This window comes from Kribbella jejuensis (assembly GCF_006715085.1).
Classification (GTDB): Bacteria; Actinomycetota; Actinomycetes; order Propionibacteriales; family Kribbellaceae; genus Kribbella; species Kribbella jejuensis.
In genome coordinates this window covers 465,310-486,282 of the sequence record NZ_VFMM01000001.1, presented here as the reverse complement: position 1 = coordinate 486,282, position 20,973 = coordinate 465,310, and the positions used below count along the sequence as shown (strand labels likewise).

Sequence of the window (20,973 nt, the reverse complement as noted above, 5' to 3'; positions counted from 1 at the left end):
ATGGAGAACACCGCACGTCCTGAATATCCCCGGCCGCACTTCGACCGGTCGTCCCGCTGGCTCAATCTGAACGGCTCGTGGGACTTCGCCCGGGAGCCCGGACGGTTCGACGAGAGCATCGTCGTACCGTTCCCGTGGGAGCATCCCGACTCCGGTGTGGTCGCGCACTGGCTGCCGACGGCCTGGTACCGGCGGCGGATCGAGCGGCCCGCGGACTGGGCCGGGGAGCGGACGATCCTGCACTTCGGTGCCGTCCAGCACCACGCGACGGTCTGGGTGAACGGTGCGCTCGCCGTCTCGCACACCGGCGGATACCTGCCGTTCGAGGCCGACATCACCGACCTGCTCGAGGACGGCGTCGGCGAGCTCGTCGTACAGGTGGAGGCGCCGACCGACAAGCGGTTCATCCCGCACGGCAAGCAGCGCAGTATGCCGGCCGACGACTACGACGGTTGCGCGTTCACCCCGTCGAGCGGGATCTGGCAGACCGTCTGGCTCGAGCCCCGCCCGGCGGAGTACATCTCGCAGCTCGAACTCCGCGGCACCGCCGACAGTATCGAGATCACGATGACCGGCCCGTCGCCGGTGCGCATCGAGATCCCGGGTGTGCTGGTCCGCGAGTACGACGAATGGCCCGGGACCGTGACGCTGCCGATTCCCGAGCCGCAGTTGTGGACCGTCGACAATCCGCATCTGTACGACGTGATTGTGGCGGCCGGTGCCGACACGGTCCGTGGGTACACGGGGCTGCGGACGATCGAATGGCAGGGCAGCACGCTCGTGCTGAACGGCGTACCGACGTACGTCCGGGGTGTCCTCGACCAGGGGTTCTGGCCGGGCGGCGGGCACACGGCGCCAAGTGACGAGGCGTTGCGGCGGGACCTGGAGCTCGCGCGGGCGGCCGGGTTCAACCTGGTCCGCAAGCACATCAAGCTCGAGGACCCGCGCTGGCTGTACTGGGCTGACCGGCTCGGCATGCTCGTGTGGGCGGAGCCGCCGTCGACCGGGCGGTTCCGCGCCGACGCCGTCGCGGCGTTCGAGGAGGTCGCGGCCGGGATGGTCGCGCGGGACAGCAACCATCCGAGCATCGTGATCTGGGGCGGGTACAACGAGGAGTGGGGACTGGACTGGGACGTCCCGGGCGATCCGGCGAAGCAGGACGCCGTACGGCGGGTGTACCGGATCATCAAGGACGCGGACCCGAGCCGGCCGATTGTCGACAACTCGGGATGGGCACATGTCGAGACCGATCTGGTCGACTGGCACTACTACGACGAGAACGTCGGTTCGTGGGCCGCGATCGTCGACCGGCTGATCAACACCTCCGACGGCCGGTTCCCGGTTCGGCTCGGGCCGGAGTTCGTTGCGGAGAAGGCAATTGCGGCGCCTGGGTTCGACGCGGCGGACCACGTGCAGCTCAACGGTGAGTACGGCGGGGGATCGACAAGCGTGGAGCGTGGGTGGCACCTACGGTGGCAGACCCAGGAGCTGCGCCGGCATCCGCGGAACGCCGGATACATCTACACCGAGCTCTGCGACATCGAGCACGAAACCGTCGGCATCTACACCTACGACCGCCGTACGAAGGACCTCGGCGGGGCGGTCCCGTCCGACGTCCACGCCGAAACCGTCCTGATCGTCGACATCACCCCGGAGGCGCCGGGCCGCGACCTCGTACTCGCAGGCAGCGCGGCGACGATCCCGGTCCGCATCTCCCACCACGGGACCGAACCCCTCCTCGGCACCCTGCACTGGCCGTCCGGATCCACTCCCGTCGACGCCAAGCCGTTCACGGTCACCGACCCCATCACCATCCCCGCGACAAACCCCGGCCGCCTGAACTTGTGGCTCACCGACCCGGCCGGCACCACCGTCGCCCGCACCTTCATCGACATCACCGCCTGATCAGCACTTCTCGAACCACCGCCCTTCGTCCGAGGAGGTTTCATGTCCATCCGCCGATTGTTGGCAATCCTGACTCTGATCGTCGCCGCACTGGTTGTTGTCCCGGCCGCCGCCGCACCGCCTGGCAACGTGCTCTACAGCCCGAACCTGTCCACCTACCCGAACGCCGACGCCAGCTACCCGCGCGCGATCCGCCTCGACCACGACGGCAACGCGGGCCACACCGTCCTCGCGACCTTTGCCCGACGCAACGAATCCGGACCGAGCAGCTTCCCGATCTTCCGCAGTACCGACGGCGGCGCGACGTTCGGCGCGAACCCGATCAGCACGATCACCTCGCACACGGCCGGCTGGGGCCTCGGCGCACCGGTCATCTACGAAGTACCGCGCACCGCGAACGGCTTGAACGCGGGCGACCTGCTCGCCGCCGGCACCGCCTGGGTGGAGGGCAACTTCACCGCGCAGAAGATCGAGGTGTTCAAGAGCACCGATCACGGCGCCAGCTGGCAGTACCTGTCCAACTGCACGCAGACCAGCGGCCTCCCGAACACCATCGGCGCCGGCATCTGGGAACCGTGGTTCCTGCTCGCCCCGAACAACACCCTGGCCTGCTTCATCTCCGATGAGCGTCCAGCCGGCTCACCCACCAACAACCAGATCATCGGCCACTACACCTCGACCAACGGCGGCGTAACCTGGAGTGCGAACATCACCCCGGACGTCGCGTTCCCGGCCGACAACCTCGCCCGCCCCGGTATGTCGATCGTCACCGCGCTACCGAACGGCCAGTTCGTCATGTCGTACGAGTTGTGCCGCGACGCGACCAACGCCGACCACGCGTGCGAGGTCTACCTCAAGACCAGTCCCGACGGTCTCAACTGGTCGCCGACCGACAACCCCGGGACGCTGGCCCAGACCAGCGACGGCCGCCACCTGCTGCACACGCCGTACGTCGCCTGGATCCCGGGCGGCGGACCCAACGGCACGCTGCTCCTGTCCGGACAACGCGTCGTCACCGGACCGACCGGAAACAAGGCGGTGATGGCCGAGTCCGGATCGGTGCTGTTGGCAAACACATCGCTCGGCTCCGGAAGCTGGACGGAGCTGGAGGCGCCGGTCAACGTCAACCCGACGGGCGGGTACGCGACCGGGGTGCCAAGCTGTCCCGGGTACAGCTCACCGATCGTGCCGTCGATCGACGGTACGTCGTTCCTGTACCTGGCCGCGACCTGGCTCGGTACCGGGAACCAGTGCCAGGTCCGCTTCGGCACCGGAGCCGTGGGCGGTCCGACCGGCGCGATCACCGGACCCGCGACCGCCGGCAAGTGCCTCGACGTCGACCACAACACCGCGGTCAACGGCAACGCGGCGCAGTTGTACACGTGTAGCGGCGTACCTGGTCAGCAATGGACAATCATGGCCGACGGGACGGTCCGCGCGTTCGGCAAGTGCCTGGACATCGTCGGGAACGGTACGGCGAACTTCACCAAGGTCCAGCTCTGGGACTGCGGCCCTGCCGGCGGCCAGCAATGGCGTGCGCAGGCCAACGGTGCGCTACTGAATCCGCAGTCCGGTCGCTGTCTCGACAGTCCTGGCGGCGCGACGGCGGACGGTACCAAGCTGCAGATCTACGACTGCAACGGTCTCGATCCCCAGAAGTGGAACCTGCCGGGCTTCCCGACCGGCCCGATCACCGGACCGGCCGCGGCGGGCAAGTGCGTGGACGTCGACACGAACACGCCGACGAGCGGGAACGCCGTACAGTTGTGGACCTGCAACGGCGTACCAGGGCAACAGTGGACGATGACCACCGACGGCAAGATCCATGCCTTCGGCAAGTGCCTGGACATCGTCGGCAACGGTACGGCGAACTTCACCAAGGTCCAGCTCTGGGACTGCGGCCCAGCCGGCGGCCAGATCTGGCAACCCCAGCCGAACGGCTCGCTCCTGAACCCACAGTCCGGCCGCTGCCTGGACAGCCCTAGCGGCGCCACCGCCGACGGCACCAAACTCCAAATCTACGACTGCAACGGTCTCGATCCCCAGAAGTGGAACCTGCCGGTGTAACCAGCCTCGGCCGCCGCAGTGATAGGTGTAGGACATGAGTCAACCCGCGTCGACCATGCCCCCCTGCGAGAACTGCGGCGGCCAGCAAGTCGGCAACCTCGAAGTCACCAGCCAGCAAGCAGTAGGCATCCACCCGATCGGCCGCAACCTCTGGTCCCGCCCCCTCTCACCCCTGGCGGCAGTAGCCTGCCTCAACTGCGGCCTCACCAAACTCTTCGCCGCAGACCTGGAAGCCCTCCGCAAAGAAACCCAAAAGAACCCCCAGGACTTCACCTGGTAGCCCCCACTCAACCAACCGCGGCGTCGAGGCGGGCAACCGCCGTCGTCACGAACTGGGCAAAGGCGGCGTCCGTGGGGAACGTGTCGCTGTCGGCTCTCAGCGCCAGCACGGTGCCGCCTCTGACGACGTACGCGGAGTAGGTGCCGGACTTCAGCTTGGGATCATCCGGGTCGCCGAACCGCAAGGCGATCCCGTCGCGCAAACCGCGCACCGGAAGTTGCCGCGCGAACAGCTTGAAGGACGAGCCGTCCAGTGATCCGCTGTAGGTCCTGCACAGCGGCAAGGCATCGGTGATGCTGCGCAGCAGTGGAAGCTGCGGCGACGACCACGACGCGATCACCTCGGTGGCATCCTTGTCATCGCTCGGACTGTCGCCACGGAGAACGTACTGACCTCGCACGCTCGTCGTAGGTGCCTCCCGGTCGCGCAGGGGATCGCGCAGCAACCTGCAGCCCGCCGGGTCGTACGTGATCGGCAGACGAAGTGTAGGAATCGGATCGGGCGCGATGCCGCCATCCCACCCCTTCGGCAAGTCGGCCACCCTCAGCGCGGCCTTCGTCGCCTGGGCGACCGTCAGCGGGGCGACCGTCGGGGTCGGCGTAGGAGCTGGTCGATCCGGTTGGGCGGTGCAGGCGGTGAGGACTAGTACGCCGACCAGTGCGAGGCGGCGCAGCACCTAGTACTCGCCGTAGATCTGGACCTTCGTCCCGATCGGGGTGTCTTCGAAGATCTCATGGATCTCGGGGCGGAGGACTCGGACGCAGCGGTGGCTGGCCGGGTACGGCTTGACGAGGGAGTTCACGCGCGACCCGTGCAGCGCGATCCCCGGCCGGTCCTTCAGGAAGTACAGGGAGTCGTACATGTACGCGTCCTCGTACAGGCTGCTCTCGTGCGCGCCGGCCCACTTGCGCCAGACCTTGCCGGTCCGGTTCGGGGTCTCGTACCCGGGACCGCCGGTCGAGATCCAGACGATCCGCTTGTAGGTCTTGCCAACGATTTGGTACAGGATCTGGCAGGTCTTGTTCACGTAGATCCCGGGTTCACGGGTCGGCGTCGGCCGGCTCGTTGCGTTCAGCACCGAGTACGCGTCGTCGAGCGTCAGGCCGGCCCGGCTGACCGGCATGCCGTGGGTCTCGCGCCACGCGCACAGCGCCTGCTTGGCGCGGGCGGTGATGTCGCCGTCGATGTCGCCGACCGGGTACCCGAGCTTGTCGAGCTGCCGTTCGACCCGGAGCGCGTAGTACTCCGGCTTCTGCTTCACTCTGGGCTTCGGCGTGGGCTTGACCGTCGGCGTCGGCGTCGGCGTCGGCTTCGGGCTGGTCGTCGTACTGGGCGTCGTGCTGGGTGAACTGCTGCTGGACGCCCGCGTGGGGGAGGGTGTCGTCTCGCTCGCGGCCACGTCCGAGCAACCGGCCAGGACGAACGACAACACGACGGCGGCGGCTACGAGACCACGTCGACGAGACACGGATTCCCCTCTCCTCAGCTTTTTCAGCGTCGCAGAACCACGCCGCGTAAGCGTGCAGCGACCCGCCGAGACTAATCCGCAACAGTTCCTCCGCCGGCCTTTAACGCCTCCCCGTCACCGAACCGTTGCCGAGCCCAGGCTCCGGATCCTCGCGCAGCCGGCGCCGGCCTTTAACGCCTTCCCGTCACCGAACCGTCGCCGAGCCCAGGCTCCGGATCGCCGCGCAGCCGGCGCCGGGCTTAACGGGTTCCTGTCACCGAACCGTCGTCGAGCTCAGGCTCCGGATCATCGCGCAGCCGGCGCCGGGCTTAACGGGTTCCTGTCACCGAGCCGTTGCCGAGCTCGGGCTCCGGATCCTTGCGCAGCCGGCTGTACAGATACCCGTCACGCAGCTTCCCGGCCCGGAACTCGCACCCGCGGATCACGCCCTCAAGCCTGAAACCAGCCTTCTCCAAGGCCTTCTGCTCCGCAATGTTCTCCGGATGCGTCGCCGCCTGGATCCGCTGCACCGGCGTGTGCTCGAACAGGTACGTCGTCAACACCGCCTGCGCCCGCCACCCGATCCCCCGCCCCCGATACTCCGGCAACAACGCAATCCCGATCTCCCAATAAGGCGTCCGCCCATCAAACGACCCAGCCCGCCACGTCACAAACCCCACCGTCTCAACCCCGACCACCCCGCCTCCCACCGCCTGAGGCCCCGCGGCCTCGGTCCCGATCGCCTCTGGCCCCACGGCCTCGGGTTCCGCGGTCGCGGACCTGATCTGGACCATCAGGCGGCCGTCCTCCTTGCCGAGGAAGCCGTCCTCGGCGAACCGACGTACGGGTGCCTGCGGGTCCCGGTATCCGTTCCAGTCGAGCCCGATCAGCCACGGCTCAACCGCGAACCGCTGAAGCAATGGCAGGTCGTCTTCCACCACAGGCCGCAACGTGACATCCATGCCTGCCAGACTAGGCACGTGAGGTGGCTCGACGAGTACTCCCCGGCGGCGATCGCCGAGGCGGTACGACGAGTTGTGCCCGACCTGAGCGATCTCCCAATCGTCCCGCGCGAACTGGTCAACAAGGACGAACCGACATGGTGGTCATCAAGCGCCGTCCTCGGCAACCGGTACTTCGTCAAGTTCGCGTGGTCCCGCCCCGCGGCCCTACGCCTCGCGCACGAGATCGCCGTACTCGACGCGCTGAGCCGCGAACCGGCCGTCCCGTACCTCCCGAAGGTGGTTGCGAGCAGCACCGATCCGCTGTTGCTGGTGACGGAGCTCGTTCCGGGGCGGTCGCTGTTCGAGATCATCGACTCGATCGACCGGGACAAGGCCGGCCGTCAGCTTGCTCACTTCCTCTGCTCGTTACACCAGTCGCTCGACCGTGTCGGTGACGTCCCGCCGGCGCCGCTCCAGCCCGCGACGACCGACACGTTGCGTGATCAGTTCGGCAAGTGGGTCCGCCCGGAACAGCGAGAGACGGTAATCCGCTGGTGCGACTGGACGGACAGCGTCCTGTCGACTCCGCGCCCGCCAGTACTCGTCCACGCCGACCTGCACGGCGGCAACCAGATCTGGTACGGCGACCAGCTCCGCGCGATCGTCGACCTCGAAACAGCAGGCCTCGCCGAGCCCGAGTACGACCTCCGCGCCCTCCCCGGGACAGGCCCTGGGGTCGAGCTAGTCACGGCAACCATGCACCACTACCGCGAGGACACCGGCCACACACTGGATCCTGCACGCGTCATGGCCTGGCACCTACGCACTGCCCTCGGCGACGCGCTCTGGCGCAGTGAAGCCGGCGTCCCGCTACCGGACCACCGAACCCCGCCCGAGTGGATCGACGATCTCTCGGCCCGCTTCACCTCACTAAAGCTCTAGTGCCCCGAGGCCTGAAGCTCGACGCCACTTTCGGGCGCCCAGTCACGCACCTCGCACTCGCTCAACGCCCAGGATGCTCCGCATCAAGCCCACCGATCGAGCCCACCGATCACGTACCCCGATGAAGCACCTCGATGCACTCACCTGAGCACCGAACTCTCTCGCTGAACTGCCGACTCGGGGCGCTTAGAGACCGAGGTCGCGAAGGAACTCGGGCTTGTAGGCCTGGAGCACTACGTACCGCGGGTCCGGAACCTCCATGTCCGCGTTCTTGGCCGCATCCCCGGCCGCGTCATGCGGTCCGTCGGGAACACTCGGATCGGTCCAGTCCTGCTCAGCCGCATTCCACCGGGTAATGGTCGACGTCGCCTCGAGCCGCTCGCCGGCCACCAACTCCTTCGCGGTCCGCTCCGCCTCCTGAGCGTCCTCGAGCGTGTGCGTGTACATCAGCATCCGGTCCCCGTCCCGGGTCACCGTCACCTGACTCCCGAGCCGCTTCTGAGCGTCGTCGTCCAGGTCCAACGCCCGCAACCGATCCCAGAACGTGAGCCGATGCCCCTCGTCCCGAAGCACAACCTCAACCCGAAACTCCTCATCCGCCATGAATCACACCCTACCGACCGCGACCTCCGCCCCAGCCCGCAGACCCGCGGGTCCCCACGCTTGCGGCCGTCCGGAAGGATGGCCGCTGCCACAGCACTTCTTGTACTTCCTCGCGGACCCGCACCAACAAGGTTCATTGCGTCCAGGCGGCCATACGGCACCGACGGCCTCGTCCTCGATCGGCTCCTCTTCCGGAAGGTCGTGGGCGTGGTTCGCTAGCAGTGCGTTGACGCGGTTCATGAAGAGCTCGAAGGTCCAGAACTCGACGGCGACGGGTTCGCCGTGTTCGCGGAGTACGTCTTCGACTTGTCGGTAGTAGGCTTCGATGCTGTCCGCAGTGATCCGCCCGGGCCGGAATTCGCGGGCTTCGGCGAGCTCGGCCCGGCTCCAGACTCGTACTTGCCCATTGACCACGGCCGGCGTGCGCAGGAGATCAAGCAGGTCGAAGTACCTGTCTGCCTCTTCGACCTCACCGACCTCGCCAATGGCGTCGATGCCATCGAGTTCGAGCCCGAGTACCCATTTCACCCTGCGTCGGCTGCTCGCCATCAGACGGGTCCATGGCGACCTGCCGATCTCTTCCGTGGTCAAGTGGTCGACTGCCTGGGAATACCGAACCAGCGCATCGACCAGCTCGCCTCGCCTTTCGAGCACCAAACCCGCCCAGTACCAGGTGAGCGGGGATGTGTCGCCCTCCGCGATCCTCCGCTCGATCACCTCCATCTCGATGTCACCGTGCTGCTGCCTGAGTGCATGATCGGCGTAGTCTGCGGCAGCTTCGTCGCCAAGCTCGCCTCCTTCGCTGATCAGCTTGCGCCAGATTGCTTCTGCCTGCTCAGGTTGCCCGTTCCGCACATGCTGTCGGGCAGCGTCGAGGGGTGTCTCGGGGGGTGTGCAGTGTCGATCGGAACTGGTATCGGGTTCGGGGTTGCGGAGTTCGTCCGCGAGTTCGCCTTCCATGCTGGGAAAAGTATTCGGATTGGGTCCGCACCGGACGCCCCTCTTCAGAGCTGTGGATATCCCGGCTGTCTAACACTGTCTCGCCTGGCGATGGCTCACCCGCGTTGTTCATGGTGACTCGGTCGCCCCGGTGTCGGCTCTGGCTGGTGATTTGGGCAGGATCCGCCGCGGCATCAGCTGAACGCGGATCGCCAGGCCATCACGATTGTGCTGCTGGCCGCGTTGGCCGCCTGGCGTTGGCACATCCGCGTCATTGTGACGGCCTGGCGATCCGCTCGAAGAGCCAGCGGTCTGCGCCAACATGCGGCGCCGCAGAATCGACTGGGTTCGATCGACTACAGTTCTTAGTCATGGAGCTGAGGCACTTGGAACACTTCGTGGCGGTCGCTGAGCAGAAGCACTTCACGCGCGCGGCCGAGGCGATGTCGATTTCGCAGTCGGGGTTGTCGGCGTCGATCCGGGCGCTCGAGCGCGAGCTTCGGGCCTCCCTGTTCGTGCGGAACACCCGGAGCGTCGAGCTGACCGAGGCGGGACGCGCCCTGCTCTGCGAGGGTCGCCGTACGCTCGCCGCAGCCGAAGCCGCCAAGGATGCGGTTGCCGCGGTACAGGGCCTGCTCCGCGGTCACCTCACGGTAGGGTTGGAGCAGTGCCTCGGCGTGGTCGACGTACCGGCGCTGCTCGCCAAGTTCCGGTCCGCGTATCCAGGAGTCGAGATCGAGGTCCGTCAGGCGGGCTCCACGCCCATGCTCGACGAAGTCGCCTCCGGCCGCCTTGACGTCGCCTTCGTCGCGACCGCCGGCGACCCGGTCGACGGCCTCGACCTGCGCCCGCTGTCCCGCGAGTCCATGGTCCTCGTCTGTTCGCCGGACCACCGCCTCGCGAGGGCGACCGGCGTCACGCTCGACGACCTGGCGGGGGAGTCGTTCGTCGACTTCGACCCGACCTGGGGCGCCCGCTCGATTTCGGACCGCGCCTTCGCCACGGCAGGCGTCGCGCACCCCGTCACGATCGAGGTGAACGACGTACACACCCTGCTAGCGCTGGTCGCTCACGACCTGGGCGTCGCCCTGGTCCCCGAACGCATCGCCGCCAAACGAGGCGACCACGTCACCGTCTCCCTCGCCCCCGGCACAGCTTCCGACTGGCAAGTCTCAGTAGCCGTCCCCACAGGCCCCGCCGCCTCCCTAGCCGCCGACGCCCTCATAGGCATGCTTCCCACGACGGCGGTCCATGCGTAGTTGGGCCAATCAGGCAGGGCTGCTCGTGTCCCCGTACGCCCTGTCTCCGAAGGTCGTGCTCGGCTCGCCGCGTTCTGACAACAGCCATACCTCGACACCGGCACCGCGAAGGCTTGCCTCGATCTCGCTGAGGATTGAGCGGTATCGCGGATAGTCCGGCATCGCGACCGCAACGCGGGCGTCGGTGTCTGCGCCACGCATCCGCATCGCCTTGAGAAGCGCAGCGGCGAGCCAGTGTGAAGCCTGCAATGTCGGTGGCGTCGGCTTAGCCTGGCCGGCTTTTGCTCCTCGGGCGTACGTGGTCCCCGGATATCCCTTGACCTCGACCAGGAGCCTGGTCCCGTTGCGTTCAGCGATGACGTCTGTCCCTCGCTCCTGGGTCTCGGTGTCGGCAACACGCAAGATGCGCCATCCGTCCCGAGCGAGCCAGCCAACGAGAGCGCCCTGAACAGCGGACTCATGCGGCCATCCGCGTGCAGGTCCGCTCGCCTGTTCGGTCGAGGGCTCTGGTGCGTGTCCGCCCGGCGCTGCAGGGGCGGCGCTGCGGAGCCGGTTGAGGATTACACCGCTGGAGGAGTCGCGCACGATCAGTCCCTCCGCCGCCAACTGCCGGCAGCGCGAGTTGATCTGCTGGTGCAGCTTTCCAAGCTCCGCAGCGAGCTGTGCGTCGGTCATCCCCTCCTCATTGCTTTGAAGTAGCTGGAGAACGTCGTCACGGATCGTCATGGGTCGCCACCTCGGGCTTCAGAGCTCCTGACCGACTCTCACGACGATACGGCCGATGGCTGCCGAGGACAGCAGCTCACATACGACCGCCGTCGCACCCGGAGGGCACGACGGCGGCTGTCCTGATGGGTCTTACCAGGCGTAGTCCTCCGGGGAGGTCTTGTACCCGGGGAAGATCTCGTCGAGGCGGCCGAGTGCCTTCTCGTCGAGCTTGATGTCTACTGCGCGTACGGCGGACTCCAGCTGCTCCATGGTCCGCGGGCCGACGATCGGGCCGGTTACGGCCGGCTGGTGCAGCAGCCACGCGAGCGCGAGCTCACCCGGCTCGTGGCCCAGCTCGTCCGCGAACGCCTCGTACTGCTCGATCTGCGGCCGCAGCCGCTCCAGCGTCTCCTTCGAGCGCCCCTCGAGCCGCCGGACGCCCTCGTTCTCCTTGCGGATCACACCGCCGAGCAGACCACCCTGCAGCGGCGACCACGGAATCACACCGAGGCCGTAGTACTGCGCGGCGGGCAGCACCTCGCGCTCCACGTCCCGTACCAGCAGGTTGTAGATCGACTGCTCGCTGACCAGTCCGATGTAATTGCGCCGTGCCGCCGCCTCCTGCGCCTGGGCGATGTGCCAGCCGGCGAAGTTGCTGGACCCGGCGTACAGGATCTTGCCCTGCTGGATCGCGACATCGATCGCCTGCCAGATCTCCTCCCACGGAGTGTCGCGATCCACGTGGTGGAACTGGTACAGATCGATGTAATCCGTCTGCAGCCGCTTCAGCGAGGCGTCAAGCGCGCGCCGGATGTTCAGCGCGGAGAGCTTCCCCTCGTTGGGCCAGCCGTCGCCCATGTCGCCATAGACCTTGGTCGCCAGCACCGTCTTGTGCCGGTTCGCCGGATCTTTGGCGAACCACTCGCCAATGATCTCCTCGGTCCGCCCCGGGTAGATAGCCCGCCCATACCCGTTGGCCGTATCAAAAAAGTTGATCCCCTTCTCATGCGCCGCATCCATGATCGCGTGCGCATCCCCCACCTCGGTGTGAGGCCCGAAGTTCATCGTCCCCAACACAATCCGACTAACCGACAACCCAGTACGCCCAAGATGAGTGAAGTCCATACCACCCAACCTCCATCGGCCATGGGCTGATGTCCAACAGAAGAATCAGCACAGTCTGATCGGCTGAACTTCTGAGCGCTGCAGCGTTCTTCCGGGCGCCCCACCGTGGCAGTGTCGGTCTGTGACCTGAAAGTAGTCGACGTCCCGGCCGGCGGGCGTCCCACTCTGCCCTGCGGGCGGACGCTAAGCTCTGCCTGTTCGATACCCCTGGCAGAGCGGAAGCTGTCGGCATGAGATGCGCCGAGTCGATGCAGTCCGAGCCTTCAGGCCTGGGCCAGTGCGGCGGCTCTCCGTCCCGTGCTACGACCCCATCAGTGGATTTGACCAGGGTCAAGGCAAATCTCTACACTCGAACAAATGTTCGAACTACGGGGGAGGTTGTCTCGTGAGTTCATTGCGAGTAGTAGAGATCTGCGCTGGAGCCGGAGGCCAAGCGCTAGGACTCGAGCTCGCCGGTTTCGAGCACGCGCTCGCGGTGGAGCTTGACCCCATGGCTTCGGAGACGCTGAGGAAGAATCGGCCCGAGTGGGACGTTCGTACGGGTGACGTTGCAGACCTGGCCGTCTGGGATCCGAAGAAGTTCCGTGGTGTAGACCTCCTTGCTGGCGGTGTGCCATGCCCTCCATTCTCGATCGCGGGCAAGCAGCTTGGTGCGAATGACGAGCGGGACCTGTTTGCGTGGGCCGTCGAACTCTGTGGAGTTATCCAGCCGCGCGCCCTGATGCTTGAGAACGTCCGAGGCTTGTCTGCACCACGCTTCTCCGCCTACAGGCAGCACGTCCTTGATCGATTGAACGAGCTCGGGTATGTCGCTGATTGGCGCCTCTTGCAGGCATCCGACTACGGGGTGCCGCAGCTGCGTCCCCGTTTCGTCTTGGTGGCTCTCAGTAAGGATGATGCGCCGTACTTCACGTGGCCTGAGGCTACGCCGGTCGGACGGACTGTTGGCGAAGAGCTCGTTGACCTCATGGCGGCGAACGGTTGGAAGCATGCGGAGCACTGGGCAACGCGTGCGAACAAGATCGCACCCACGATTGTGGGTGGCTCCAAAAAACACGGTGGAGCTGACCTAGGCCCCACACGCGCGAAACGCGCCTGGCGTGAACTCGGGGTCGACGGCCTCGGGGTTGCAGATGCGGCTCCGCCGGCAGGTACACCAAAGGACTTCGATCCGAAGCTGACGGTCGAGATGGTTGCCCGGCTGCAAGGCTGGGACGAGAAGACGTGGGAGTTCGCCGGTCGCAAGACCGCAAAGTACCGCCAAGTCGGCAATGCGTTCCCGCCACCGGTGGCACGGGCGATCGGTCGCCAGATTGTCGCCGCGCTCAATCACGAAGGTGAGCCGCGTGTGCAGACCGAGGCGGTCGCACACGACGAGGTCTACCGAGTTCTGCGCGCGGCTGCTGTTCCACTTACGATCGCTCAGATTTACGAGGCGGTCGGTGGATCGCTGAGTCGCGAAGAGATCGAGCTTCGCCTGAAGCACCTGATGCGAGACTTCAACATGCAGCGAATCGAGTCGACGTCAGATGATCCGCGATACAAGCTCGGCGACTTCCGCGCCTTCATCGGCCAAGATGACCACGTACGCCATGAGTACTTGGCCCAGATGCGGTCGAAAGTAAGCTAGCGGCTAGTCTGCTCGAGGGCGTTAACTACTTTTTCGACTGCGTCTTCAAGCTCCTCGTGCGCCCAGATCCGGATCACTCGCCAGCCGTCACGGTGCAGTGCCGCATCGGCCAATCGATCTCTCTCGACGTTACGCTGAAGCTTCGGTGACCAATACCCAGTATTCACTGTTGGCTGCCGTCCGTGCTCAGGACAGCAGTGCCAGAAGCATCCATCGACAAAGACTGCGATCTTTCGAGCGGTGAACACGATGTCCGGACGGACTCGACGGGTCGATGTATGGACACTGAGGTCCTTCCGGAAGCGGTATCCGCTACGATGCAGCGCCGAACGCAGTTGAACCTCTGGTTTTGTATCCGTACGGCGAATCGCCTGCATATTTCGCGACCGCCCGGGCGTTGTCGGAGTGTCGCCATATTTACGTGACCGACTGGTGAGGGGGACAGGTAGAGGGATCCGCGCTGGACGAGACCTGGCGTTCATAGTCGTAGCTCGATTTGGTTCGTTAATCCAGCCTCGGTCTGCGAGTGGTCGGCAGTTTGGGCGCGGGCTCCGGACACGCCTCGCCCTCCTTGGCCAGGCGCCACGACCTGCCATCTAGCTCCGTGGTCCATGCTTCCCCGTGGTCTACCGGGACGATGCGGAGGCTCACGACCTCGCCCGGACCAGGCGGTGCTACTCCGAGCTGGCGCGCGACACTTCGATGGGCTTCGTAGTCTCCACCTGGAATCACATACCCCTCTTTCCTGAGGACTGCCCGCGCTCCATGGCCGTTGTCTCTGATGCGAGCCATGTAATCGTCCTGCTGAGCAAGCGTCGCGATGGTGTTACGCCCTATGGATCGCTGCGTCACCCGCCTGAGGAGCTCGGTCACTCGTCCCTGGCCGGTCTTCGGACTAAGCACTGCCTGCAGTGTGGCAGGGTCGAGGCCAAGGAGGATGTTGGGTGGGAGGCTGGACTCGATGTGGAGCCACGCAATCTGGCTCCGTCCGCGTACGTTCAGACTCGCTTTTGAATCACGGTTCTTGCCCTGATTGCGATTGTCGTCAATAGCCCGTACGACGCCGAGACTCCACGTTCCTCGCTGGTCGTCGGCGGTTGCGACAAGTAAGAGCTGGTCGAAGCACTCGGGGGGCAGCATCCAGCCGCCCGGGCGCTGCGAGTATTTGCAGTCCACATCGTGGCCGCGAATCTGGTAGTCGAGAAGGTCGGAATCGCCAGCGTCGTCAATCACATCGTCGAAGGCTCGCCGCAAGTTGATCTCGAGAAGAGTCCCGAAGTGCGTCTTCTCCGTCTTGTACAGCTGCTCCCATCGATAGCGACCGGTGTGTTGGCCGTCGTACAGCTGATCGAAGGTCGACCGGATGACACGTGCTGTGCGCTTCCCGTCGGGATCGGCAGCCATGAACGCCGCCACTACCTCGTCGCGTGCTGGATCTGGATCCAGCTCACCGAATGGCATGTCAGGCAGGAAGGCTTCACTCACGGCATAACACGATAGTCCGTACCAGTTCTCTCGTGTGTGCCAGTTGGGTCGACACGAGCCAACTGGCGCGTGAAGTGCCGGATCCTCTGCGTCGCGCACGGGTTGCTCCAGCCGTTTTCGGGGCTCACGGTCACAGCGAAGTCCTTCGTGACCTGATCGAGTCACTGCGTCGGCACAGCGCGAGGAGTTGGCCCTGAGCTCAGTCGTGAAAGCGAGCGGCAAGGCGGCGGTTCCGTCATGTCCATGGGGTCGAAAACAAGATCCTTCCGAAGCCCAGGCAAGAGCCACATTGGCTGCGGTCAGCCCTGCCAGGGCACCGAACCGCACATAAGACCGGGGGCATCCGCCAAAAGGTTAGGCCCGAGTGTGGCTAGTCCTGGCTCCGGAATACCGGGCGGGATCTCCAGGCGACAGGATTCCCATCGTCCGGAGGTCCCGCGGTCGCATGGGACATGCTGACTGATCCACTCCTTCGGAATGGTCGCTAGCGCAGTGATGTCGAGGTTCGGGTTCAGGCGCACGGCAACCAGGTGCCAGGCGGAATCTCTGCGCATCGTCTCGTACTCGTTCCGGCTCAAATGGACTGTCAATCGGCTAAGACGGGTCGTGGTTTTGAGTTCAATATGCACGGGTAAAGGTCGGCTGTGAACGGCCACGTCGTACCCGTAACCGTCGGAAACTGCAGCTACATGTTCTACTGGTGCCGCCACGGCGGATGTGAGCAGCTTGACGAAGGCAAGCTCTCCAGCGGCGCCGATGCTTTCACGCAATGCGCTGTCGAACTTGCCCCATGTCGAAGCTAGATTTGCAAAGGCCTCGGCTGGAGAGAGGCTCAGGGCATCGGCCGCTCTCAGGGCATCCTCAGGCAATTCGCTCGGACTCCGAATTAGAAGATCGGCATCCTCGAACCACGGTGCACCACTTCCAGTTACAGCGGTGCTGAAGACTCGTTGGGGGACCGGAGTGTGGGTCTGTAGATCGTCAAGCAAGCCATTTGTCTGAAGCCAAGCGTACGCAGCATCGTACTGTGTGGGGGTAATGTCGCTGAATTCGCGAGCTGATGTGAAAATTGCGCGGCATCGCGGGAGGCTCGATGTCGGAAGGCGCTCTAGCCAGCGAACAGCTGCGCGCAGAACGGGGCTAGGAGGTATGGCCACGGATATGGCCCATCAGTGACTGCATATCGCGAAGGTCGAGACCGCCGCCGATCGCCGGTTCTTCGTCGGGGTCGGCGAGTTGCCGGACTCCATCATCATCGAGGATTCGGCCCATGAATTCTAGTTTTGCGCCGAGGCGATCATTGACAACTTCGTCAATGGTTCCAACGGTGGAAAGTATGGTTATGCGCGTCTCGGTGTCTGGTGCGAGTCCTAGACGGTGGATTCGGTCACGACTCTGAAGGTAGCGGCCAGCTGCAAAGTCTCGATCGACATAGATGGCGTCGTTGCAGTGGTGATGAAGGCTGATTCCCTCGCCGAGCGTTGCTGGATTCGACAGAAGAACCATGCAATCGGGGTCGTTGCGGAATCGGTCGATTTCGCCGGCACGATCTTCTGTTGCGCCGTGCACGACGGCAGGAGAGAACGCCGCCAGGATTCGCCCAAGCGTATTGATGCTGCGTATGAAGGTCGACCAGACGATGGTTTTCCGGCCGGCCGACGCGTTTTGGGAAACGATTGCCAACGTCTCCTGGTATTTCGGCGACATCTCATAGCTCGGCAAGTCCCTCATGAGTTTAAAGAGTGGCGTCCCCTCCGGAACGGCAAGCGGTGGAACTTGATATGTGAGAGCATCGTAGCGTGTGCTACCCACGGCAAGTAGTGCGGGACTGGTTGCGGCCATGAGTAAATATATAGCGACCTTTCCAAGCGCCTGGAAGTCGGACTCGGAGCCGATTGCGCGCGCGGAGAAGTGGCCAATCAGAGCCTCGTAGATCTCGTTGTGTACCGCTGGCGGTCTGATATTGCGAACCTTTGTGCTGACCGGGGGGAGATCCAGGTCGGCCTGTGTGGTGCGAGTGAAGAGGGGACGTAGGGCCTCGCTTGCCTTGGCTAAGTCGCCACCTGCAACAGCTTGGATTACGCGCTGCCGACCGTGGCCCGGCCAAACAAAGCTGAAGAGGTTCTCTAGATCCTTGACGCCGTTAGGGGCTGGCGTACCCGTGAGGATAAGGCGATGCCGCGCCCAAGGCCCAAGCGCCAGGCATGCCGCACCGTAGGCGCCTTCCGCGCCAAGCTTCATTCGATGAGCTTCATCGAGGATAATCATGGATTTGCGTCCGGCGAGCCATTGACTGAGCTGGTCGACCGTGCCGGCGAGACGCTCATAATTGATGAGGACAGAGTCTCCGGAGAGGTTAGCATTGAGGGCGAAAACGGTCATCTCCAGCGGCTGTTCGAAGCACTCCTCATTCTCATATTGCCACGACTCAAATGAAGATTTCGGACCGATTATGAGCAGCCGTTCGATGCCGTGCATCTGGCGCAATGAGTGATACACTGCGAGCCCAACTCGAGTCTTTCCGGCGCCGGGAACTGAGAAATTTGCTCCGTGTCGCAAAGAAAGCAGCTTGGCGATATCTCGGCGCTGGAATTTTGTCAGGTTGGCCTTCCAGCCAGCTGCGGTGAGTCTGCCGACGTCCTCTGGTGACACCTGGCCGGCAGCATCACCGATTTCCAGACGCTTGGCCACCACTTTTGCGTCCTCAACCGAGTCTGATGCGAGAGCTGCAAGTCGTCGGTCCCAGATGACGGTGTCCGGCGCCGGCCAGGTCGCAAGAACGATGAGATTTGTGAGGAGGTCATCGATTTCGACCTCAATCACATTCGGCGACCGTTGGACGCTCGTTCGCAGCCGCATAGCAAGGCGCCGGAGATCCGCATCGCGCCCTGTCTCAGCCCGGAGCACTGCCTTCGTCGCACTGTCACCAAAGTCGATGGAGAGACTGGGGCCTGCGGGTACGGCTACCATCAATCGTCCCGGCTGGCATCAAGTAGCCAAGCCACGCCATCGCCGGGGGCGCTGAACGTCCTCGCGGCGTGCTTTGCCAAGCGGGCGAGGCTGGCCTTGAGTACAAGGAGCGCGTCATCGAATGCATCTTCGTCGAGAGCGCGCTTCGCCCTTGCGGCAGCGAACTCCGATGCACACTGGTTGACGTAGTCCGCGGCATCCGTCAGCCGTTCTGGCACCGCGATCTGCCGTTTGAGCAGCTCGGCATTCTGACCCGCCATCTTTACGGCGACCTTGAACGTCTCGCGGCCTACCTTCATCAGGCGCTCCGCCTCCGCCACCTTAGCCGCAGAAAGGTGCTCACCTGCCTGGGCAGCGGCCTTGGCCTGGAGGAGCGAATCTGTCAGCGCGCGAGTCGCTTTGACACCCGTAGTCGCGTCCTGCACGGAGATGCCTATGAGGCCAGGCACCGCGACGGAGGTCGGCTCCTCCGTGGAGGGGCGGAGGTCAGCGGGCAGACGTTCGCGCAGGTAGCGGTCGTGAAAATCTGCCTCAGCGAGACGAACTGTTGTCTTGGGGTAATTCAGGACGATCATCGCCAGCCGAGTCTCCTTGAGTTGCTCGGCTGCATTCGGATCGGTCTTCGCAAGCTTGCTGTAGTCGCGGCATAGCTCACGGAGCTTCTCCTGCTGATCTTCGAAGTCTACAAGCCGGAGCCCGATGCCCCCGGACGTTTGGCTCCGCTCGATCGACTCAATGATGAGCTGATATACCCAGCGATCTTGGCGTAGCGTTGTGACCTTTATGTTGAAGTCGCGGGCGATGTCCTCCTCGCGCCGCCCACCCGCAAGCTCTTCTTCGATTGCAATCAGCCTGTTGATGTACGAGTAGTCCCGTCTCTTATCGCGACGCAACTGGAGTGCAAGTTCGACATTGTTGATGTCGCGTCGGCTGGTATCGGCGGGAAGGACCCCGACCCGGATGTTCTTGACGCCGAGTTCGCGAAGCGCCGCACACCGGGTGTTGCCGTCAACGACGATTCCCTGTGGGCTGATGATGCCGGCTTCTTTCTGGCCAAAATCATTCAGCTCGTCACGAAGGGAGACATAGTCAGGATCCATCTGATCGGGGCGCGCCGGGTCGCGTGTCAAAAGGTGCTGCAGATACAGCTGTGCGGGTTCACTCCAAGGGTCCTCGGCTAGCACTTTGTTGCGCAGTGGGTCAAGAGTTCGCTGTGCACGGATGCGATGGGTATCAGGGTTGAGGTAGAGCATCTCCACAGGCATGGAGATCACGTGAACGTGCTTCTGCTCACCGCGCCACTCCACAGTCACCTTGGCGCCGTCCTCAGTCATCGCCTGTCGTAACCGGTCGTTGACGACCGATTCGATCTTGGCGCCGTCCGGCGGAATGTCGAAGTTCGATGCCATGATGGTCCGGGTCCTCCAGTAGGCGATGACGGGCCGTGCGGGTACATGATTACAGGGCTCGCCGACAGTTCGCGAGGACGGCTCTGCACACCGGGCGCACGGGGGTGTTGTCCAACCGTGAAAGGATATGAAGTGGCTCTACCTGCGTGGAACGATCCCGACCTGAAGGCTGGCACGATGGTCCGGGGCGCCCTGTGGCTCATTCAGGAGGTGGGCGAGGGCAATATCTTCACCAAAGAGCAGGTGCGGCGCGCCTTCCCGGGAGTCAGTCAGGCAGACCGCAGGATTCGCGACCTGCGCAAGTATGGCTGGAATATTCTACCGAGCAACTCAGATGTGACGCTCCATGCAGATGAGCAGCGCTTTGTCAAGGCGGGTGTTCCTGTTTGGGACAATGCCGCCCGGCATGCGGCGTCGCCGGACAAGTTGCCGTCTGCTGCGGAGAAGCAGGCTGTGATGGAGCAGGCCGACCACATGTGCGTGGTGTGCGGCATCTCGGGAGGCGAGGCATACGCGGACGACTCCAATCAGACCGCCGTGCTCTTCGTGTCCCGTCGGCCGATGCTGATGCCAGATGGAGCAGAAGTCACCACACTCACCGTAGAATGCAGGCGCTGCCATGCGGGGCGATCCAGCACCTACAAGATCGACGTTGGCGACGTTATCGAGAGCATCGCGATGCTCGAACTCGATGATCTCAGGCGTCTGAGGCGATGGATGATCCGTGGCCGCAAGGAGGTGAGCGCTTTGGATCGCGTTTGGAGCGCATACCTTCGTCTCCCGGCTGCGGCTCAGGAAGCCGTCCGCTCGGCAGTCGAAGACTCGTAGGTTTGTCGCCGCTGCTTGAGCAGTTGTCAGAGACACGTTGTCGCCGTCGAGGCTCCCCGCCAACGCGATGGCGCTTGGTCGGCTGAGAGGCGGTCATCGAGGCGATTGTCGTCAGTGCCAACAGGCGATCTCGGGAACTTCTGTGGGGGATCGGCATCGGTTGTAACCGTGCCGGTTCCTCGAGAAGGGCACATGGTCGAAAGGAGCGATCACCTTGATCGGCCAGCCTCGCCGAAGATTGATGACTCGGCAACCGTCGTGCGAGTTGCTCCAGTTCGTCTGCAGGCGAGTGCAAATGAACTCTCGGTACGGTGGACTGCTAGCGGTGTGGCTGCAGGATGGTACTGATCGGGACGCTGGGAGCTAGGAGACCCTCAGGTCGGCAGTCCGCGACGGCCGGCTGCTGCAAGCGTGTCGGGGCTCCGGAGACCT

At 64.4% G+C, this 20,973-nt stretch carries 19 protein-coding genes; 7 read left to right on the top strand and 12 right to left on the bottom strand.

The window, feature by feature from the left end:
• Genes FB475_RS02295 through FB475_RS02285 form a run of 3 tightly spaced genes read left to right on the top strand, consistent with a single transcriptional unit; the run spans nucleotide 1 to nucleotide 4,252 of the window.
• On the top strand, nucleotides 1–1,905 hold the full coding sequence (locus FB475_RS02295; RefSeq protein ID WP_141852069.1) for a glycoside hydrolase family 2 protein: 1,905 nt from the start codon (nucleotides 1–3) through the stop codon (nucleotides 1,903–1,905).
• A 42-nt stretch (nucleotides 1,906–1,947) separates the two neighbouring features.
• Nucleotides 1,948–3,972: a ricin-type beta-trefoil lectin domain protein gene (locus tag FB475_RS02290; protein ID WP_141852067.1), complete on the top strand. Its 2,025-nt coding sequence runs from the start codon at nucleotides 1,948–1,950 to the stop codon at nucleotides 3,970–3,972.
• Between the two features lie 34 nt (nucleotides 3,973–4,006).
• On the top strand, nucleotides 4,007–4,252 hold the full coding sequence (locus FB475_RS02285) for a hypothetical protein (protein WP_141852065.1): 246 nt from the start codon (nucleotides 4,007–4,009) through the stop codon (nucleotides 4,250–4,252).
• 7 nt (nucleotides 4,253–4,259) lie between these two features.
• Here FB475_RS02285 and FB475_RS02280 read toward each other — a convergent pair whose 3' ends face one another.
• From FB475_RS02280 to FB475_RS02270, 3 genes are all read right to left on the bottom strand, one after another.
• Nucleotides 4,260–4,784 carry a hypothetical protein gene (locus FB475_RS02280; RefSeq protein WP_141852063.1) on the bottom strand — a complete coding sequence of 175 codons (525 nt, stop codon included), beginning with the start codon at nucleotides 4,782–4,784 and terminating at the stop codon, nucleotides 4,260–4,262.
• A gap of 144 nt (nucleotides 4,785–4,928) precedes the next feature.
• Nucleotides 4,929–5,720, bottom strand: coding sequence for a L,D-transpeptidase family protein (locus tag FB475_RS02275; protein WP_238331916.1), 792 nt, complete (start codon nucleotides 5,718–5,720; stop codon nucleotides 4,929–4,931).
• Between the two features lie 308 nt (nucleotides 5,721–6,028).
• Entirely contained in the window at nucleotides 6,029–6,661 is a 633-nt protein-coding gene (locus FB475_RS02270; RefSeq protein WP_141852061.1) for a GNAT family N-acetyltransferase, read from the bottom strand.
• 18 nt (nucleotides 6,662–6,679) lie between these two features.
• On the opposite strand from FB475_RS02270, the gene FB475_RS02265 reads away from it, so the two are divergent.
• Complete coding sequence (locus FB475_RS02265; RefSeq protein ID WP_141852059.1) at nucleotides 6,680–7,585, top strand: aminoglycoside phosphotransferase family protein; 906 nt, start codon at nucleotides 6,680–6,682, stop codon at nucleotides 7,583–7,585.
• A gap of 186 nt (nucleotides 7,586–7,771) precedes the next feature.
• On the opposite strand, the gene FB475_RS02260 is transcribed toward FB475_RS02265, so the two are convergent.
• Together FB475_RS02260 and FB475_RS37135 are read right to left on the bottom strand one after the other, a co-directional pair.
• Complete coding sequence (locus FB475_RS02260) at nucleotides 7,772–8,188, bottom strand: hypothetical protein (RefSeq protein WP_141852057.1); 417 nt, start codon at nucleotides 8,186–8,188, stop codon at nucleotides 7,772–7,774.
• Nucleotides 8,189–8,191: 3 nt separating this feature from the next.
• Nucleotides 8,192–9,148 (bottom strand): SEC-C domain-containing protein, encoded by a 957-nt coding sequence (locus FB475_RS37135; protein WP_202878241.1) that lies wholly within the window; start codon nucleotides 9,146–9,148, stop codon nucleotides 8,192–8,194.
• 350 nt (nucleotides 9,149–9,498) lie between these two features.
• Between FB475_RS37135 and FB475_RS02250 the strand changes: the two genes are divergently transcribed.
• Nucleotides 9,499–10,386 (top strand): LysR family transcriptional regulator, encoded by an 888-nt coding sequence (locus FB475_RS02250; protein WP_141852055.1) that lies wholly within the window; start codon nucleotides 9,499–9,501, stop codon nucleotides 10,384–10,386.
• 9 nt (nucleotides 10,387–10,395) lie between these two features.
• Here the strand turns inward: FB475_RS02250 and FB475_RS02245 are convergent, their stop codons facing one another.
• Together FB475_RS02245 and FB475_RS02240 are read right to left on the bottom strand one after the other, a co-directional pair.
• Entirely contained in the window at nucleotides 10,396–11,112 is a 717-nt protein-coding gene (locus FB475_RS02245) for a hypothetical protein (RefSeq protein ID WP_141852052.1), read from the bottom strand.
• A 132-nt stretch (nucleotides 11,113–11,244) separates the two neighbouring features.
• Nucleotides 11,245–12,219 carry an aldo/keto reductase gene (locus tag FB475_RS02240; RefSeq protein WP_141852050.1) on the bottom strand — a complete coding sequence of 325 codons (975 nt, stop codon included), beginning with the start codon at nucleotides 12,217–12,219 and terminating at the stop codon, nucleotides 11,245–11,247.
• Between the two features lie 385 nt (nucleotides 12,220–12,604).
• Here FB475_RS02240 and FB475_RS02235 point away from each other — a divergent pair, with 385 nt between their 5' ends.
• The gene (locus FB475_RS02235) at nucleotides 12,605–13,849 is read left to right on the top strand and encodes a DNA cytosine methyltransferase (protein WP_141852048.1); all 1,245 of its coding nucleotides are present in this window, start codon (nucleotides 12,605–12,607) and stop codon (nucleotides 13,847–13,849) included.
• Here FB475_RS02235 and FB475_RS02230 read toward each other — a convergent pair.
• The 5 genes from FB475_RS02230 to FB475_RS02210 form a co-directional block, all read right to left on the bottom strand.
• Nucleotides 13,846–14,331 carry a very short patch repair endonuclease gene (locus FB475_RS02230; RefSeq protein WP_141852046.1) on the bottom strand — a complete coding sequence of 162 codons (486 nt, stop codon included), beginning with the start codon at nucleotides 14,329–14,331 and terminating at the stop codon, nucleotides 13,846–13,848. The genes FB475_RS02235 and FB475_RS02230 overlap by 4 nt on opposite strands.
• A gap of 22 nt (nucleotides 14,332–14,353) precedes the next feature.
• A complete protein-coding gene (locus FB475_RS02225) occupies nucleotides 14,354–15,334 on the bottom strand; it encodes a NaeI family type II restriction endonuclease (protein ID WP_202878239.1) in 981 nt (326 codons plus the stop codon).
• Between the two features lie 299 nt (nucleotides 15,335–15,633).
• Complete coding sequence (locus FB475_RS38315; protein ID WP_420359198.1) at nucleotides 15,634–16,491, bottom strand: protein NO VEIN domain-containing protein; 858 nt, start codon at nucleotides 16,489–16,491, stop codon at nucleotides 15,634–15,636.
• Complete coding sequence (locus tag FB475_RS02215; RefSeq protein WP_238331913.1) at nucleotides 16,475–18,157, bottom strand: DEAD/DEAH box helicase; 1,683 nt, start codon at nucleotides 18,155–18,157, stop codon at nucleotides 16,475–16,477. Before FB475_RS02215 ends, FB475_RS38315 begins: the two co-directional genes overlap by 17 nt.
• A gap of 146 nt (nucleotides 18,158–18,303) precedes the next feature.
• Nucleotides 18,304–19,713: a ParB/RepB/Spo0J family partition protein gene (locus FB475_RS02210; protein ID WP_141852042.1), complete on the bottom strand. Its 1,410-nt coding sequence runs from the start codon at nucleotides 19,711–19,713 to the stop codon at nucleotides 18,304–18,306.
• Between the two features lie 132 nt (nucleotides 19,714–19,845).
• Between FB475_RS02210 and FB475_RS02205 the strand changes: the two genes are divergently transcribed.
• Nucleotides 19,846–20,541, top strand: coding sequence for a hypothetical protein (locus tag FB475_RS02205; RefSeq protein ID WP_202878238.1), 696 nt, complete (start codon nucleotides 19,846–19,848; stop codon nucleotides 20,539–20,541).
• Nucleotides 20,542–20,973: the final 432 nt, after the last annotated feature.